Origin of the sequence: Flagellimonas flava, from assembly GCF_900129665.1 — a bacterium.
GTDB lineage: Bacteria > Bacteroidota > Bacteroidia > Flavobacteriales > Flavobacteriaceae > Flagellimonas > Flagellimonas flava.
Map to the genome: position 1 here is coordinate 229,622 of NZ_FQWL01000002.1, position 15,980 is coordinate 245,601.

A 15,980-nucleotide genomic window follows, 5' to 3' on the forward strand; every position below is an offset into this window, starting at 1 on the left:
ATCCTAATTTTGAAATTATATTTGCACCCGCCTTTGCAAAAGGCATGGGAGGTACCTTAGCTCAGTTGGTAGAGCAACGGACTGAAAATCCGTGTGTCCCTGGTTCGATTCCTGGAGGTACCACAGAAGAAACTCGTAACATACTATAAACAGTAACGTTGCGAGTTTTCTGTTTTTAACAGGGTGCTCCAGAGGGTGCTTGCAATGAACTTTAAAGAAGAAATAAACATTTCTGTCCCTTTAAAACTAGCGATTTCATACTTCGCCGCCAATTGTTTTGGACTAACTACATAATTATCCTAAAAACGAAGAATCAAAAACCTCAGAAACCAAATGTGCTTTTGACATAGCCTAAATAAATTGGGTGGGGGTACTGAAAAAAAGTAGAATTGCAATAATCGATTTTACACTAGTCCATATTGATAAATTAACTCTTTCAAAATTCGGACTAACACCCAATGAAGTTTTCAAAAGAGGTATTGTCTGTATTGACTATATCGAACCCAAAATTCATTTACTTATTAAGATTGGGTATATTATGCCTGTCGAGCACCCAGTTTGTTGATTTCAAGCAACCAATTTTTGCGCTTTTGCATGGATGAACTTTTAATCGGCGCCAAATAGGTAACCTTCACAGGTTTCACCCCACAGAATTCCAATATTCCTTTTTTGAATTGATTAATGGCAGGATTTTTCATTACCCATCGGTTATACCAGCTTACCGTATCCGCGGTAACAATGATTCTAGCGGTTTTTCCCTTTAGTAGCTTGCTTGGAAACAGCTTTCCTTTTTGATACTTGAAAGTTATTCCTGGCAGAAAGGTTCGGTCGATAAATCCCTTTAACAGGGCTGGCACTCCATACCACCACATAGGAAATACCCAAACAAGGTGCTCAGCTTCCTTCATTTTCTCAATTGCAGTTTCCAAATCGGGTTCCAGTGGATATGGTCTACGATAACCATATTTCAAAACTGGGTCGAAGTGCAAATCAACTAAGTTGATGGTTTCAACCTTGGCATTTGCATTATGGGCGGCTTCTGAATAAGTTTTGGCCAATGCCCAATTAAAACTCTCCCTATCGGGATGTCCATTAATAATGAGTACTTTTTTCATTTTTATCCTTTTTGAATGCCAAAATCAGATCTAAGGTTTTAATGGTCAAATGCTTACCCCAACAAAGATTCCAACCAACTCCTTTTTCAGCGATGCAGTTGACAAGGCCTTGAACCAGGGTGTTCCTATTCCAAATCTGATATTCTTGTATTGCAAGCCCAGCCGATAGAGGTTTGAAAGATTGCCAATGCTGGAAAAATCAGTGGAATAATTGATCTGCCCCCTAAAATACAGTGCAACCTGGCCTACCAGTGGTGTTTGATACTCCAATAGCATTCTGGTAAACAAATATTTTCTATCTGATATTTTGTATGATGGAAAAATGTCAAAACGAAAATTGTTTTTGTTATAACTATATCGCGCTCCAAACGCAACAATGAGTCCCTGTTGATTCCAGGCTATTTCAGTAGCCAATGAAACACCTCTTTTTATTTCATAAAACAGAAAGTTGTCAATAAGATAGCTTTCAGATATCCTTCCAAAGTTGTAGTCCGTTCTTATAGAAGTCAAATTAAAAAAACTAAGATTAGAGGTTTCAATAACCTTGAAGAAAGTATACTGATATTTAACCCTATCGTCCATGAAAGTACTTTCCACGTAAGAAATTTGGGAAGATAAACTTGTTTGTATCCCAAATAATATCCCTATGAAAGTCATGTACTTCATTGCCAAGGTATTTTTTACCTTTTTCTTGATAGGTATTTACTCTTTTCCTATTTGCCATTTAGTTCTCTAAGTCTTTGACGACTTCTTTAGACCGTTTCGAACAACTCTTCCAAGGCTTTTCTGACCTTCTTTCGATACTGTGTTTCATCCTGTTCTGAACGATACCCTACTGTCGCAATTACCGATGCATTAAGGCCTTTCTTATCAAGACCTAGGATTTCATTATAGGCTGCCGAATCGAAACCCTCCATTGGACAGGCATCTATCTTCAGTTCGGCGCAGGCATTCAACAAATTGGCCAAGGATAGATATGTCTGTTTTTTGGACCAGGATTGCCATTCAGAAGTAGTTTTTTTGGAAAGGTTTTCTTTAATGAACTCTCCATAACCTTCCACCGCAGAAATAGGTATATTCTGGGTTTCGACAATGTTATTTATATAATCATCTACATATTCATTCTTCTGTTCAGAAAAATTACAGAACACAAAAAGGTGAGATGCATCTGTAACTTGTGATTGACCCCAAGAAACTTCCCTAAGTTGCTCCCTTATTGAGACATCTTTAACAATTAAAACCTTATATAATTGTAGCCCATAGGATGATACGGATAATTGCACCGCTTCCTTAAGATATTTTAAATCCTGCTCCGACACCTTTTTCTGAGGGTCAAACTTTTTAGTCGCATAGCGCCATTTTAGATTTTCCACTAAGTTCATTTTATTCAGTTTTTTCATTAAACATTGTTTTAGTTCTGATCGAACTTATTGCACTAAAGCATAGTTGGTCATTGAGAACTGTTCTTCAAACCCTAACTTTTCGTAAAGACCTTTTCCCATTGCCGAAGCTTGCAATGTGGCGTGGGAATATCCTTTTTTTACGGCTTCATATAACATGGAATGCATCATCTTTTCGGCATAACCCTTTCTTCGCATCTCTGGAATGATTCCCATAGAATGGATGCCAATAATTTCGTTTCCCGTAGTATAGGTCAAAGCTGTGCCCACAGGAGAGGTTTCATCATAGGCAATCAAATACTCTATTTCATCAAGGCTTTTCAATATCAGCTCACGATGGATCTTATAATTAAAGGCTTTTTGGAATAATGACTCCCACAATTGAGCAGAGTCCTTGTTTTCTACCTTTTGGAGTTTCAGTTTTGATGGGGTGAAAACTCTTTTGGAAAGATCGAGAACCATCCCAACCTGTTCCAACACCTTTTCAAAACCATTATCCAAAAGAAGGGATTCATATTCGTTTCCTTCTATTTCCCAATGGGGAACAGTGATTTTGGTGGAAGATGAAGCGATTATCTTTTTCGCAATATCGATATCACCTTGCTCAGGTTTATTTATGAACCATAGCTTGTTTGGCCAATCGGAATAGGCTATGGCTCCATAGTCAAAGGCATTGCCAATTACGTAGGTATCGGCCTTGCGATTAACCAATTGCCATAACGAGGTCAAGTTATCTATGTTCCGTTTCTTTAAGTCCATCTTTTAAGAGTTTTTGATTAAAATAATTCCTAAGGTCATGGCGATTACCCCAAAAATCTTTTTGTAGGCAATAGGCTCGGAAGGCAGACCAAACCAACCAAAATGACCCGCAACGACAGAAAACAAAATTTGTCCAAAAAGACCGATTGAAATCATTGTGGAAATACCCAGTTTTGGTATGGTATAATAATACAGTCCAATTCCAATGACACTGAACAAGGCCCCCGAAAACCATAAATAATAAGGTACGTCCTTTAGTTTGTAAAGGGATGGTAAATGTTTGGTGCAGATCATGACCGCAAAAAGTGCCAATAGTGCGCTTATGATATAGGCCACAAGCGAGGTCAATAAGGGACTTTTAAGTTGCTCGCTCAGCTGTGAGTTAAACCCTCCATGAAGTGCCAAAAAGACACCACCTATAAAGGCTAATAGCATTGGTGTTGTCTGACTCATATCTCAAAGTATTAATGATTTATAGGCCAAATGTAAAGCGACAAAATACCTTATGCATTTACATATGTTGACGGATGGAATTAAAGTCCCTTTCTTATCCTGCTAAGTTGGGTAGGGGTTATTCCCAAGTAAGATGCAATCAACCATTGAGGGACCCTTTGAGGCATTTTAGGGTACCTATTAAGGAAAGAAATGTAACGTTCCGTGGCGCTTTCTGCTGCAAATGAAATTTGACGTCGTTCATTTTCAATAATCCAGTTTTGCTCCAGATTTGCAATATAATAGTTCTTTAAGTCCTCGTGGCCATAGATGACTTCCTTATAGCGCTTATAATTCATTTCCAGAATAGCACCACCCACGACACACTCAACACCAAATCCTGAAGGTGTATCAGTGAGCATGGATACGGTAGAGCCTGCCAAGTGCCCCTCCACAAAAAAATTTTTGATATATACATTGGCTTCGTCGTCCATCCACTGGGATACCAAAATTCCCTCACAAACGAAAAATATATTCCTGGCCGTTTGCCCATGGTATATGATGTTCTCACCTTTTTGGACGTCCCGAATACCAATCAAAGGCAAAAACGCCTCAAAAGAACTTTGCGAGACGGTTGCAAAGCTATTGACGTATTTATAGAAAAGCTGGCTATATGGATGATCAAACGAAATCATTCTTGGTTCATGGCTAACTCCTTGATTGAACTAAAGATACCATATTACCAAGAATGAAGTCAATAGCAATGCAAATAGAATTAGTCGGAAATGATGTGATGCTCTTTTTCAATGATTTCGGTATACGTTACAAACTTAAAAGGGTCAAAGAACTGGACCGAGCTTCTGAGGCGGTCGGCAGCTTCTTCTTTAAGAGGAGTGATCTTGCCATCTTTTCCATACCTGGCCTCAGCCGCAATAGCCATTTGAAGGGCGAGCTCGTTGTCACCATTTTCCAACATTTTTTCCAAGGCTCTGGTGACTTGTTTTTCTGAAAGATCCAGGTACAGTTCCAAAAGTCTTCCTCGCTCCACAGATGTGATTACATCCAATCCCTCTGGATCTTTCCCGCTCACCTCTTCTTGCCAAATGCCAACCATATGATCTGCTGTCCGCGCAATCACATGATCTCTTGGTGACAGATAACCGATAAAGATTTCAGGGGTATTCTGTATCCCAGGAGGGATTAGGTTGAGACGGATAATATCCTTCGCGGAATAGCCATTCCTCAAGTGGGTTCTTGTCTCATTTACCAACCACCCATAGGCGTTTCTGTACAGTTGAAGCTGTTTGCTGTCTTCATAAAGTACAGTTATGCCAATGTGCCCGTGTAAAAGGTACTTAGGGTTTAGCTCCAGGGTGGTATCCATTACTTCCAAAGCCCCGTCAATATCTCCTTCTTCTGTCCAGGGCTCCCCATAAAAGGGCATTAGGGCATCCCCCATAAAGACCACCCCCAGCTCTGGAAAATGTGCTAGGAGGGCATCTTCGGTCTCGCCACCTGAAACGGGAATTAGTTCAATTTCGGATCTGCCAATATGAATCCTTCTTCTTGTACTAATAATACTATCTGGAGCGTAATGGCCGACCCAATGAGCTTTAAAGCCAAAACCCCGAAACTGATGATAACTATGATTCTTAAGGACTCGCTCAACAGTGCCATGGAAGTTTTCCCTTCCGTAAAAAGTAAAGGTCGAATCCAGCGATTTGAAGTAGGAATGTCCTCCAACGTGGTCCCAATGGGCATGTGTAATGATTGCATTTCTCAAAGGGGGCAGGTTAGGGTAATGCTCTATTAAAAATTCATGGCCCGCTTTGAGGCTAAAAGGTTGGGTTCCTGCATCTATGGAGATCAGTTCTTCCCCATCCTTGGACACCACAAAGTAAAGATCTGAAAATCCAAAGCCACGAAGTGCAAATATCCTTCCTTGAACGACTTCCTCAATAGATGGTTTTGGCGCAAAAAGGAGTCCCTTTTCCTTAGTGGTGGAAAACCAGCCTGTAAAAAGTTGTTTCGGTACATATTCTGTATAACCACTCTTTGCGAGATAGGCATCGGCCAAATCCTGATTGCCATCTTCCAAATACAATTTGGACATATAATGATAGACTTCCCGGTAAAAACCAGGGGTAGGTTCCAATTCAGGACGTGATTCAAGCCAGCGAAGGTTGACCATGGCCTCTTTTCGCTTATTAAAGAACTTGGGAACCTGAGCATAAACAATTCCCGAAACCCAATACACAAGAGGGTTGTCATTTGAAAGTTCTTTAGCCTCTTCAAGAACCTGAAACGTGTCCTTAATCCAACCAATTCTTGAAAGAACACCGACTCGTTCGGCATAACTCGCTCGTAACAGTGCATAGGCCGAAAGATAATTTGATTTGGTCCCATTATTCATTTGTGGGGAAAAGCGCTCAATTATGCTTTCAAAATAGGGTATTCCATAGTCCTGCTGATTTGAAGCGATGTAAGCATTAGCCAACAAAAAAATTGGATTAGGGTCTTCGATAGGTCCATACGACAATACGGTTTCGTAAAAAGCGATATCCGCATGAAAACTTCTGTCGTTTTCATGTTGTTTAAAAGTGCTAAATGGCTTGGAAGGTAATAATGACTCCGTTAAACCAACCTTGCCGACTACTTCTTTCACATTTGTAGCATAGTTGTTCAATGGTTCAGGAATGGTACTACAAGCCTGAAATAGACCAACAATTAATAGCATTGGATAAATAAATGATTTTAGTTCCATTTGATTAAATTTTAAGTTGTATATACAACTTATATGATTATTTTTTTACTCCCGAATCAAGTCAATCACCTTTGGCTCAGCCGTCTTAAGGAACTCATGGGTCACCTTGAGCAGTTTTTCTGGTTTGTCCATATGAACAAAATGTCCTGAATCTTCAATGATGTCTAGCTGGGCGTTAGGCAACTTTTCAGCCAAAAGTTCCCCCAGTTTGACATTAATGAATCGATCGTGTCTACCCCAAACAACCAAAACAGGTTGCTGTATCTCATGAATTCTGCTCTGCAAATAGGTCTGACCTGGTGCATTGTTCTGAAAATAGGAAAGAAAGGCTTGCTGTGTGGTCTTATTATAACCATCTTTTAGGAATTCATCCAAAACTTCGCTTGGAATATTGCTGCCCTTATGGAATCCTTTGTTGTAAGCTATTTTGGCCGAAATTTTTGGAAACCATTTTATCAGGGCTTTTGCTCGAATTGAGTTTTTACGTGCAAAGCTTCGTACTTCCCACGAAGAATATGCGCTGGTGGGGAACGGAATGCCGTCCATGACCACTATGCGACCGATTCGGCCTGGATTTTCAAGACCCATGATCAATGCAGGTGAAAGCCCAATATCGGTAGCCATAATATGTGCCTCATCTATTTGGAGGGTATCTAAAAAATCCATTCCCACATTTGCAAAAGATCTTGGGTTGTGGCGTGTCAAATCTTCAAAAGCCTCACTGCCACCAAAACCTGGCCAATCGATGGCCAAAACATGATAATCCTTGGATAGTTCGGGTGCAATATCATACCAGGTCTGCAGGTTTTCCGGAACGCCATGCAATTGCAAAATGGTTGGATTCTCTGGACTTCCCAATTCTGCATATCGAATCGTAAGTCCTAATTTTGTAATACGCACCTTCTTGGTGTTCAATAATCTTGAATGTTGTCGATTTGTTTTCATTATTTTAGGTATTTATAATTGTTTTTTAAAAAGCCAAGGACCCAATAGTCTTACTAGTAGCGGCATTATCAGAAACACCATAGTATTCGCAATCATTATGACCACGATCAACAGTGTTAGCCGTCTATCCATTAGGTGCACTGGCAGGACCCATTTTACCAACCATTCATAGGACAGCAACAGGGGATAAACTCCCAGTGCAGTCACCAAGGCCTGTTTCCACGGGACCATTGTTGATTTCTTTTCCTTAATTGGTTCAGCGATATGCCTCATATTTTATTGTTAGATGATTTACACATGTTGTATATACAACTTTTATTTTAAATTTTTTATTTCAGTTTAGACTCAAGACGTTTAAGACTATCCAATCCTTCATGCTGTAATTTACCAACTAGCACATCCATAGCATTCTCCCATTTGGGGATAAGTACTTTGACCAAATCGATCCCCTCTGTGGTCAATTCCACTTCGGGCCTATATTCAGCCGTACGATATAGTAAGTTCTGTTTTTCAAGAAGTTTTATGTTTCTACTCACTGTCGATCTTTCCAAGCATTGAACTTCACCTATTTTACCTTGTTCCACCTTGCCCAATTCATGTAGTGTGAACAATATTGTCATTTGGTTCTCGGTGACATTATGTTCCCCCAGAACCTTTCTGATTTCGCCATCGGCTATTCTGGACAAACGTCTAAGTCTCGAACCTATACAATGTTCCAATTGATATTTCATAAGGCGAAGATAGTTAAATATGTTGTATATACAACATATTTAACTATCCTTTAACCATTTAATCAAGAAATCCTCTCTGATTCCAGTTCTGTTTTTTTGACTTCGTACTTACCAGGAGTAAACTTGAAGGTTTTCATCAACCTGGTCCAGGTATTGATTTGGGAAATGGCCAAAGTCAAGTAGCTGACCTCATTTTTGTCAAAGTACTCAAATAAGGGACTAATGATTTCATCGGTTACGGGTTTGTTTCCCATTTTAGTAAGGAACTCCGTAAAACGCAAAACTGCCCTTTCTTTTTGACTAAAAAATGGACTGTCTTCCCAGGCGATAAGACCAGACAGGCGCAAATCACTCTCACCAATATGCACAAGCTCCTTATGATGCATGTCCACACAATAGGCACAGCCATTGATTTGCCCTACGCGTAATCGGATAAGCTCCAACAGTTTCATTTCAATTGGGGAATCATTTAAAAAATGTTCCACTTCCAACAATTTTTCGAACATTCCCTTGGGAATGTCATTGTAACCAATTCGTTCCATAATTTCTATTTATTATCAATTTTCTTCACTCTTTCGATTGTATCTCTTTTCGATAGCGTAAGCCTCACTATACTGTTTTGAACCGCCAATAGACTATGAGGCACATTTGCCTCTAGCGATATGATATGGCCTCTTTCAAGATGATGCGTTCTTCCTTCAGCAGTAAAACTTATCTCTCCCTCAAAGATTTCTATCATAATGGGAAAGGGAGTCCGATGTTCTTTGAGCATTTCATCCTTTGTGAACTCGATTTTGAGCTCTTTTGACGTTCGGGTATCCAACAACATTGTTACACTGGGTCCCTTTGATTTCTTGGGAAAGCCTTCCCAAATATTGTTTAGTATCATTTTGAATATGTTTCTAATTTTATTTATTAAATTTTTTCCGAATGCAATGGATAGTCTCTGTAATCGTAAACCAACAGAAGTAGAAAATTCCAATGGAAAAAATGGTGTCTCCAACTATTCTTAACCACTTTAGGGTTTGCACGGTGGGTGAGTAAAGCAGCTCAGCGTCCCTTGCAAACGAGTATCCCTTGGTTATAGAAGTGTAAGCTTGGATGATTCCGACGGGCAACAGGCTTAACACCACCATTGCAATCAAACCAATGTTCAAAAACCAAAATGCCCTTTTCAATTTCATATCGTTCCATTCCCTTTTGGAAGCAAACCTTAAACATACGATGATGAATCCCATGCCGAGGAGCCCATAAACACCGAATAGGGCCGTATGTGCATGTACCGATGTGGTGTTCAATCCTTGGATGTAGTATAGGGCAATAGGCGGATTAATTAGAAAACCAAAGACCCCTGCTCCCACCATATTCCAAAATGCCACAGCAATGAAAAAGTAGATAGGCCACTTGTACCTTTGAATCCATTGATTTTCCTTTAACAGGTTCCAGTTTTCACGTATTTCAAACCCCATCAAGGTGAGGGGCACTACCTCTAAGGCACTGAAAGTAGCTCCTAATGCAATCGCTTGAACTGGTGTTCCAGAAAAATAAAGGTGGTGTAAAGTTCCTATGATGCCGCCCGCCAGAAATATTGTGGCGGATGCTATGGAAGCCTTCCCCGCAGTTTTTGCAGAAAGGATTTTCATCTTCAAGAATATAAAGGCGATTATCACCGTAGCAAAGACCTCAAAAAAGCCTTCAACCCATAAATGAACCAACCACCATCTCCAATAATTGATAACAGGAAGACTACTGTTCTCACCATACATCAACCCTGAGAAGAAGAACATGCCAATTGCAACCACTGAAACCAGAAGAATTATCAATAAATTCTTGGAATCATCCCTTTTTCTAATGCCGTGTACCACATGTCTTCCAACCAGAATAACCCAGAGCACCAATCCTATGGCCAGGAATATTTGCCAAAATCTCCCCAGGTCCATGTATTCATAACCTTGATGACCAAAAAAGAAATTGGTGGTCAAATCTAACAACTGATGAACTCCCAACCACTCCCCAAGCATAGATCCAAGAACGATAACCAGCAAGGCCAGGAATATGAAATTTATTCCCAATACCTGATACTTCATTTCCTTACCGCTTATGAGCGGTGCTAGAAACAATCCCGTTGCCAACCATGTAGCTGCAATCCAGAATACAGCAAGTTGGGTATGCCAGGTTCTGGTGATACTGTAAGGAAGGATTCTGGAAAGGTCGTAGCCAAAAAAAGCTTGGCCTTCCACGGTATAGTGTGCCGTAATGATCCCCAACACAATTTGAAGTCCAATCAGAATTGAAATAATAATGAAGTACTTCAGCACTGCTTTCTGAGATTTGACCAAGATCAAGTTCTTGATAGGGTCTTTTTCAGGATGCGTCAACGCCTCTCCTTTCTCATGGTTTCTGACATAGTAATAAGTCAAAATACCAATGAACAATAGTAACAGTACTACAGAAAACCCCGACCAGATTTGGGAATCTGGAGTAATGGTGTTATTTATCAGCGGTTCGTGGGGCCAATTTGAGGTATAGGTATAATCCTTGCCTAGTCTATTGGTGCTCGCTGCCCAAGAAGTCCAAAACAAAAAAGCATTGAGTTGCTCTAGCTTCTTAACATCAGTCAACGCTCCCTTTTGAATAGCATATTGTTCGTGTCCTTCCGAAAAGATTTTGGAATAGTGCCTGGAGTTATCCTGAATTGCCAAATGTCTTTTTTGGGAGATAAAAAGCTCGTTGCTGCCGACGTCAAAGTTGTTAGTTTTAATATCTTTTACAAGTCTTGCTTTCAAAGCGGCCTTTTCCTCAACTCTTAAATCGTCATATCCCAAATTGAAATCTTCCTTTGCCCAAGCATTCAACATAAATACCGCCTCGCGATGGATCCAATCCGCTGTCCAGTCTGGGGCAACATAACTTCCATGGCCCCATATGGAGCCTACTTCCATTCCACCAATCGACTCCCAGACATTTTGACCAGTCTGTATGTCTTCCTTTGTATAAACGACCTCCATGGTCTCCAAAACCTTAACAGTTTCTGGAATCGGGGGCTGGGTTTGGTAGACCTCAGTCCCCACCCAAACCAAGGCGGCGAAAGATAGGGTTACAACAGCTATGAATAGTGTCCAAATTTTTTTCATGATTATATCTTTTTGGTTAGAAAGGGTTTCGATACCCTATACATAAATAGGCCAATGCCCAGTGTAAGAAGTGCTATTATCTTCAGCACTTCCAGCAGCACATAGAGAATATGGTGATAAGATTTACTTGCCGTCCCATTATCTATCAGCAGGTCTGCATGTATGGACAACTGTGGCAAGAGCCAAAAGGTCTGTATCGCCAGTATGGTTGATAACACTACTAACGGGATAGTACTTAAATTAAAATATCTTCTGTAATTAATGGAGCAAATCATTATTACCAGCAAGGCCGTAATCTCTACCTTGTTTAAAGCAGCAAATACCAATTTTCCAATTCCAACCCCCAATCTGGTATCAATTCCAGGGGCTTGGAATTTCAGCCATGCTTCCATAAAACTGATGGCGCAAACAAATCCAATCCAAATAAAAGTGGTGGCAGTTGCTATACTATTATATCTTGAATTCTTCAACATATCACCCATTGGTTTTAAATTGTGAAGCAAAACTAGTTTCCCTAAAATCCCTGAGCATTTACATATGTTGATGGATTGACTTCTCGGAACAAATCATGAGTTTTAAAAAACCATTGAGCTTACTTTTTCAACAATTGTCGCAGCCAATTTTGAAAAGGTTTTATCTCTCAACCAGGTGAAAAAAGCCTTCGGATATGGGATTAATCCTGAAACATTGGCCAAAACTTGGAAACATATTCCCTATTACCTCATTTTTGATGACCGTGAACCTGTGGGCACTATTATTTTATATCAAACAGGACAGGTAGCGGGAGTACATAGTTTGGGTATTTTACCCCAACGAAGAAAACAAGGATATGCCACAGAAATCATGAAACATATATTGAACATGGCTCTGGATAAGGGAGCAACATTGGCAACGTTGCAGGCGTCCGAAATGGCAAAAAACTTGTACACTAAAATGGGATTTTCATTAGATTTTATCATGACAAACCATTGCTTGCCAACAATAGAAAAATAACGCTAGGGTATACAGTTGATAAAATGCAATTCTCTTTTGACTTGTTTGCCCTAATTGACTATTTTTCATGAAGGAACCAATTGCTACCGAATTATGAAAAAAACTATCCTTTCCAGCATGGCTTGGGCCGCATGCGCCCTTGCATTTTCCCAAAACAATGACTGGGTGATATCAACCTCCAATTTTGATGCACAAGATTACTTTGGCGTCACTGTAGCCAATGGTACGGTAGGTCTAGTTTCGTCGCCAGAGCCTTTTAAGGTAAAGGAAGTGGTGCTCAACGGTGCTTTTGACACCTATGGCCGGGGAAGGGTCTCTAATATCATGAAGGTGTTCAATACTGCCAACATACAATTTTCAAATACGGGTTTTACGGAAGAAGACAAGAATGCGTACAACGAACTGTTCAGTGGTAAAAACCTGATTTCACATGAACAGTCCATCAACATGCGTTACGGGGAGTTTACCTCTAAGGTGATATATAAAGGTCTAGAAGTCACCTATACATTGCGTTCCCTAAGACATCTTCCGTTTACCAATATGGTAGATGTGACCATCAAGGCAAAGCAGAACATTAAACTGGCTCCTACTTCCATCATTTCTGCACCTGAAATCTTAAGGGATGTCAATAATTATTTTGCCACGGTTGACGTGCCTGGAAGGGAGCAGATTCCTTTAATGACATCCACCGCCATGAGTCCAACAGGAAGATTGAAAGTTGCGGCCTCCAGTAGCTGGCTTATGGAAGATGAGCATCCACATCTCATTCATGAAGAAAAAAATTATGGCGATCATTCGCTTAAGTTGTATAAGAATCTCAAAAGGGGCGAGACCCTGTCGTTTACCATTTTTGGAACAGTCTGCACTTCTGAACAATTTGCGGACCCCCAGAACGAGGCTGAACGACTCACACTTTATGCGTTTTTGGAAGGAAGACAGCGCAACATCGACAGACATCGGGCTGCATGGGACAAACTTTGGAACTCCGGTGATATTGAAATTACAGGACGACCTGATTTGACCAAAGACATCCGCTTTGCACTATATCACATGTATTCCTTTGCGCGTGCAGGCACTGCTTATAGCATGTCGCCCATGGGACTGTCCGGACTGGGCTACAACGGACATGTATTTTGGGACACGGAGCTTTGGATGTATCCTCCCATTCTAATGTTGCAACCGGACATAGCCAAATCCTTATTGGAATATCGGTTTGAACGTTTGGAAGCCGCAAAACAGAATGCTTTTAGCCATGGGTACCGTGGCGCTATGTTCCCTTGGGAATCTGACCAAGATGGACAGGAGGCTACTCCCATTTGGGCACTTACCGGACCATTTGAACACCATATCACCGGTGACATTGGATGGGCATGCTGGAAGTATTATCAGGTGACCAAAGACAAAGAATGGTTGGCCACCCGAGGGTATCCCATGATGAAGGAGATAGCCAATTTCTGGGTGAGTAGAGTGGAAGAAAACCCGGATGGTTCCCTCAGCATCCTAAATGTTGTGGGTGCAGATGAATATGCCGAAGGGGTAGATGACAACGCTTTTACCAACGGCGTGGCCAAGGTAGCGTTAGACTATGCCGCCCGAGCAGCGGAGGAATTGGGCTTTGCGCCCGACCCAGCTTGGCGTACCACTGCAAATCGTGTTCGGTTGCTAACCTTCCCCGATGGTGTTACTCGGGAGCATGCCACCTATGAAGGCGAGACTATCAAACAGGCAGATGTCAATTTATTGTCCTATCCTTTGGAACTTATTCGAGATCCGGAGGCCATAAAAAAAGACATAGACTATTATACACCAAGGTACGATGTCGGCGGTCCTGCCATGGGGTTTGCCATCCTTTCCATTCTGTACAATTGGACAGGGAATGGCACCAAGGCCCTTCAACTTTTCAAACAGGGTTATCAACCTAATCGGGTCCCCCCGTTTGGTGTAATTTCCGAAATGGCAGGGGGTTCCAATCCTTATTTTGCCACAGGAGCTGGCGGAATGCTTCAAAATGTAATTGCCGGTTATGGCGGTCTGGAGATAACTGACAAGGGTGTGGAACGAACCGTGGAAACCAAATTGCCAAAGGGCTGGGGCAAATTAATCATCAAGGGTATTGGCAAGGACAATGAGACCATCCAAATCAGCGAATAGGAAAATCCATTCTTTTGATAACATTTTGGATTTAAAATAAAGGTAAACAGAAGCACTTATACCCTCGCACCTACCTTGTATCAAAGTTGGTTGGAGCCGGGAAAAGTCCCTAATTCCATTCACACGGAATCGTGAAAGCAGCCTCAGCTTTTGTTCGTTTAAATCAACATTTGCGGTAATTTTACCAAGATTAAATCCAGTTATGCAGATGCGAGAGGATATTTTCAAAATTATAACTTCTTTACCTGAAAAGGACTTGCAGCATCAGTTGCTTGAACAAAGTACAATGCTGAATTATGATAAAAATGATGTCATTGTCCGAGAGGGACAATACGTTAAAACCCTTCCCATAGTGCTCGAAGGAAGCATCCGTGTTTTCCAAACCAAGGAGGACAGGGAAATTCTATTATATTATGTAGAACCAGGACAAACCTGTATGATGTCGCTTTCTGCCGGTTTTTTTAACCAAGCGAGTGCAATAAAAGCGGTAGCCGCTTCTACCTGTACCATTTTATCGGTTCCCACACGTTGTATCGCGCCCTGGCAGCGACGGTTTGATTCTTGGAACAGTTTTGTACTAAAAACCTTCCGCAAGCGGTATGGGGAACTATTGACCGTCTTTGAAAGCGTAGCCTTTGACCATATCGATAAACGCATTCTTGATTACCTCCGTCATCGCGCCAAAAAAACCAATACTAGGCAAATTCAGATATCGCACCAAATGCTGGCTGACGAATTGGGAACGACCCGGGTGGTTATTTCCAGGATTTTAAAACAGTTTGAGACCGATGGCACCTTGATTCTGGGACGGGGAACCATTGAACTTAAGTAATATTCCATAGTGTATCTTTTGATACTGTTCGGCAGACCATCCTGTATCGAACTTTGTGGCATTCATTAATATCTAAAATAAAAACAATGAGTGCCAAACATTTTTTAGCTGAACTGGAACAGGAATTTATAGCTACCCAAAACCTATTGGATATTGTTCCTAAAGACCAATTGGGGTTTAAACCACATGAAAAGGCAATGTCCTTAGGGCAATTGGCCCTACATGTGGCTACAATACCCATGAGAAACCTTGGTTTTGCCAAGGACGGCCAGGTAGAGACCACAGTTATCGTACAACATCCGGAGGCCCAAACCACGCATGAAATCTTGGAAGCTTTTGCAACCAGCAAAGAGGCCACCAAGACCTTGCTTCACCAAGATAGCGACACTTCATGGTTACAGACCCAATGGAAACTGCTACGGTCAGGGGAAGTTATTGCGGAAATGCCCGCCCATGCCTTTGTGCGAACTTTTGTATTGAACCATTTTGTGCATCATCGAGGGGAGCTCACCACCTATCTTCGAATTTTGAACCAGAAAATCCCGTCCATTTATGGGCCGACTGCCGATGTGAACCCCTTTGCTTAAAACCATAAGCTATCAAAGGGAAGCCAAATGGCTTCCCTTTTTTAGATATAAAAAGACAAGATTAACTTTACTATCCTTATTTTAAAAAGGAACAAATGAGAATTGAACAACTCCATTTCCCTAACAGGTTGCATAGG

17 protein-coding genes and 1 tRNA gene are annotated in these 15,980 nt (G+C 41.0%); 5 read left to right on the plus strand and 13 right to left on the minus strand.

What is annotated here, in order from left to right:
- Positions 1 to 50: 50 nt before the first annotated feature.
- A tRNA-Phe gene (locus BUC10_RS06805) sits at positions 51 to 123 on the plus strand.
- A 413-nt stretch (positions 124 to 536) separates the two neighbouring features.
- Here BUC10_RS06805 and BUC10_RS06810 read toward each other — a convergent pair.
- The 13 genes from BUC10_RS06810 to BUC10_RS06875 form a co-directional block, all read right to left on the minus strand.
- On the minus strand, positions 537 to 1,115 hold the full coding sequence (locus BUC10_RS06810; RefSeq protein WP_073177680.1) for an NAD(P)H-dependent oxidoreductase: 579 nt from the start codon (positions 1,113 to 1,115) through the stop codon (positions 537 to 539).
- Positions 1,116 to 1,160: 45 nt separating this feature from the next.
- Complete coding sequence (locus BUC10_RS06815) at positions 1,161 to 1,712, minus strand: hypothetical protein (RefSeq protein WP_131819058.1); 552 nt, start codon at positions 1,710 to 1,712, stop codon at positions 1,161 to 1,163.
- 155 nt (positions 1,713 to 1,867) lie between these two features.
- The gene (locus BUC10_RS06820; RefSeq protein ID WP_245812794.1) at positions 1,868 to 2,515 is read right to left on the minus strand and encodes an NAD(P)H-dependent oxidoreductase; all 648 of its coding nucleotides are present in this window, start codon (positions 2,513 to 2,515) and stop codon (positions 1,868 to 1,870) included.
- 27 nt (positions 2,516 to 2,542) lie between these two features.
- A complete protein-coding gene (locus BUC10_RS06825) occupies positions 2,543 to 3,274 on the minus strand; it encodes a GNAT family N-acetyltransferase (RefSeq protein WP_073177687.1) in 732 nt (243 codons plus the stop codon).
- Positions 3,275 to 3,277: 3 nt separating this feature from the next.
- Entirely contained in the window at positions 3,278 to 3,727 is a 450-nt protein-coding gene (locus BUC10_RS06830) for a DMT family transporter (protein ID WP_073177690.1), read from the minus strand.
- A gap of 80 nt (positions 3,728 to 3,807) precedes the next feature.
- On the minus strand, positions 3,808 to 4,401 hold the full coding sequence (locus BUC10_RS06835) for a Crp/Fnr family transcriptional regulator (protein WP_073177692.1): 594 nt from the start codon (positions 4,399 to 4,401) through the stop codon (positions 3,808 to 3,810).
- Positions 4,402 to 4,481: 80 nt separating this feature from the next.
- The gene (locus BUC10_RS06840) at positions 4,482 to 6,470 is read right to left on the minus strand and encodes an MBL fold metallo-hydrolase (RefSeq protein ID WP_073177695.1); all 1,989 of its coding nucleotides are present in this window, start codon (positions 6,468 to 6,470) and stop codon (positions 4,482 to 4,484) included.
- Positions 6,471 to 6,515: 45 nt separating this feature from the next.
- On the minus strand, positions 6,516 to 7,415 hold the full coding sequence (locus BUC10_RS06845; protein ID WP_073177697.1) for an alpha/beta fold hydrolase: 900 nt from the start codon (positions 7,413 to 7,415) through the stop codon (positions 6,516 to 6,518).
- A gap of 329 nt (positions 7,416 to 7,744) precedes the next feature.
- Entirely contained in the window at positions 7,745 to 8,146 is a 402-nt protein-coding gene (locus BUC10_RS06855; protein WP_073177701.1) for a MarR family winged helix-turn-helix transcriptional regulator, read from the minus strand.
- 62 nt (positions 8,147 to 8,208) lie between these two features.
- Entirely contained in the window at positions 8,209 to 8,688 is a 480-nt protein-coding gene (locus BUC10_RS06860) for a carboxymuconolactone decarboxylase family protein (RefSeq protein ID WP_073177703.1), read from the minus strand.
- Positions 8,689 to 8,693: 5 nt separating this feature from the next.
- Positions 8,694 to 9,035: a cupin domain-containing protein gene (locus BUC10_RS06865; protein WP_073177706.1), complete on the minus strand. Its 342-nt coding sequence runs from the start codon at positions 9,033 to 9,035 to the stop codon at positions 8,694 to 8,696.
- Between the two features lie 19 nt (positions 9,036 to 9,054).
- Complete coding sequence (locus BUC10_RS06870; protein ID WP_073177708.1) at positions 9,055 to 11,280, minus strand: nitric-oxide reductase large subunit; 2,226 nt, start codon at positions 11,278 to 11,280, stop codon at positions 9,055 to 9,057.
- Between the two features lie 2 nt (positions 11,281 to 11,282).
- Entirely contained in the window at positions 11,283 to 11,753 is a 471-nt protein-coding gene (locus BUC10_RS06875; protein ID WP_073178848.1) for a hypothetical protein, read from the minus strand.
- A gap of 175 nt (positions 11,754 to 11,928) precedes the next feature.
- Between BUC10_RS06875 and BUC10_RS06880 the strand changes: the two genes are divergently transcribed.
- The 4 genes from BUC10_RS06880 to BUC10_RS06895 all read left to right on the plus strand — a co-directional run bounded on the left by BUC10_RS06880 (position 11,929) and on the right by BUC10_RS06895 (position 15,843).
- The gene (locus BUC10_RS06880) at positions 11,929 to 12,273 is read left to right on the plus strand and encodes a GNAT family N-acetyltransferase (protein ID WP_073177710.1); all 345 of its coding nucleotides are present in this window, start codon (positions 11,929 to 11,931) and stop codon (positions 12,271 to 12,273) included.
- Between the two features lie 93 nt (positions 12,274 to 12,366).
- Positions 12,367 to 14,424 (plus strand): glycosyl hydrolase family 95 catalytic domain-containing protein, encoded by a 2,058-nt coding sequence (locus tag BUC10_RS06885; RefSeq protein ID WP_073177713.1) that lies wholly within the window; start codon positions 12,367 to 12,369, stop codon positions 14,422 to 14,424.
- Positions 14,425 to 14,632: 208 nt separating this feature from the next.
- Positions 14,633 to 15,256, plus strand: a complete 624-nt coding sequence (locus BUC10_RS06890) for a Crp/Fnr family transcriptional regulator (RefSeq protein WP_165614871.1) — start codon at positions 14,633 to 14,635, stop codon at positions 15,254 to 15,256.
- 86 nt (positions 15,257 to 15,342) lie between these two features.
- Positions 15,343 to 15,843 (plus strand): DinB family protein, encoded by a 501-nt coding sequence (locus BUC10_RS06895; RefSeq protein ID WP_073177718.1) that lies wholly within the window; start codon positions 15,343 to 15,345, stop codon positions 15,841 to 15,843.
- The last annotated feature ends 137 nt before the right edge of the window (positions 15,844 to 15,980 follow it).

Excerpts from the sequence above, each read along its gene's own strand:
- BUC10_RS06810 (WP_073177680.1), bottom strand. The coding sequence starts at position 1,115 with ATGAAAAAAGTACTCATTATTAATGGACATCCCGATAGGGAGAGTTTT.
- BUC10_RS06820 (WP_245812794.1), bottom strand. The coding sequence starts at position 2,515 with ATGAAAAAACTGAATAAAATGAACTTAGTGGAAAATCTAAAATGGCGC.
- BUC10_RS06825 (WP_073177687.1), bottom strand. The coding sequence starts at position 3,274 with ATGGACTTAAAGAAACGGAACATAGATAACTTGACCTCGTTATGGCAA.
- BUC10_RS06830 (WP_073177690.1), bottom strand. The coding sequence starts at position 3,727 with ATGAGTCAGACAACACCAATGCTATTAGCCTTTATAGGTGGTGTCTTT.
- BUC10_RS06835 (WP_073177692.1), bottom strand. The coding sequence starts at position 4,401 with ATGATTTCGTTTGATCATCCATATAGCCAGCTTTTCTATAAATACGTC.
- BUC10_RS06840 (WP_073177695.1), bottom strand. The coding sequence starts at position 6,470 with ATGGAACTAAAATCATTTATTTATCCAATGCTATTAATTGTTGGTCTA.
- BUC10_RS06845 (WP_073177697.1), bottom strand. The coding sequence starts at position 7,415 with ATGAAAACAAATCGACAACATTCAAGATTATTGAACACCAAGAAGGTG.
- BUC10_RS06855 (WP_073177701.1), bottom strand. The coding sequence starts at position 8,146 with ATGAAATATCAATTGGAACATTGTATAGGTTCGAGACTTAGACGTTTG.
- BUC10_RS06860 (WP_073177703.1), bottom strand. The coding sequence starts at position 8,688 with ATGGAACGAATTGGTTACAATGACATTCCCAAGGGAATGTTCGAAAAA.
- BUC10_RS06865 (WP_073177706.1), bottom strand. The coding sequence starts at position 9,035 with ATGATACTAAACAATATTTGGGAAGGCTTTCCCAAGAAATCAAAGGGA.
- BUC10_RS06870 (WP_073177708.1), bottom strand. The coding sequence starts at position 11,280 with ATGAAAAAAATTTGGACACTATTCATAGCTGTTGTAACCCTATCTTTC.
- BUC10_RS06875 (WP_073178848.1), bottom strand. The coding sequence starts at position 11,753 with ATGTTGAAGAATTCAAGATATAATAGTATAGCAACTGCCACCACTTTT.
- BUC10_RS06885 (WP_073177713.1), top strand. The coding sequence starts at position 12,367 with ATGAAAAAAACTATCCTTTCCAGCATGGCTTGGGCCGCATGCGCCCTT.
- BUC10_RS06890 (WP_165614871.1), top strand. The coding sequence starts at position 14,633 with ATGCGAGAGGATATTTTCAAAATTATAACTTCTTTACCTGAAAAGGAC.
- BUC10_RS06895 (WP_073177718.1), top strand. The coding sequence starts at position 15,343 with ATGAGTGCCAAACATTTTTTAGCTGAACTGGAACAGGAATTTATAGCT.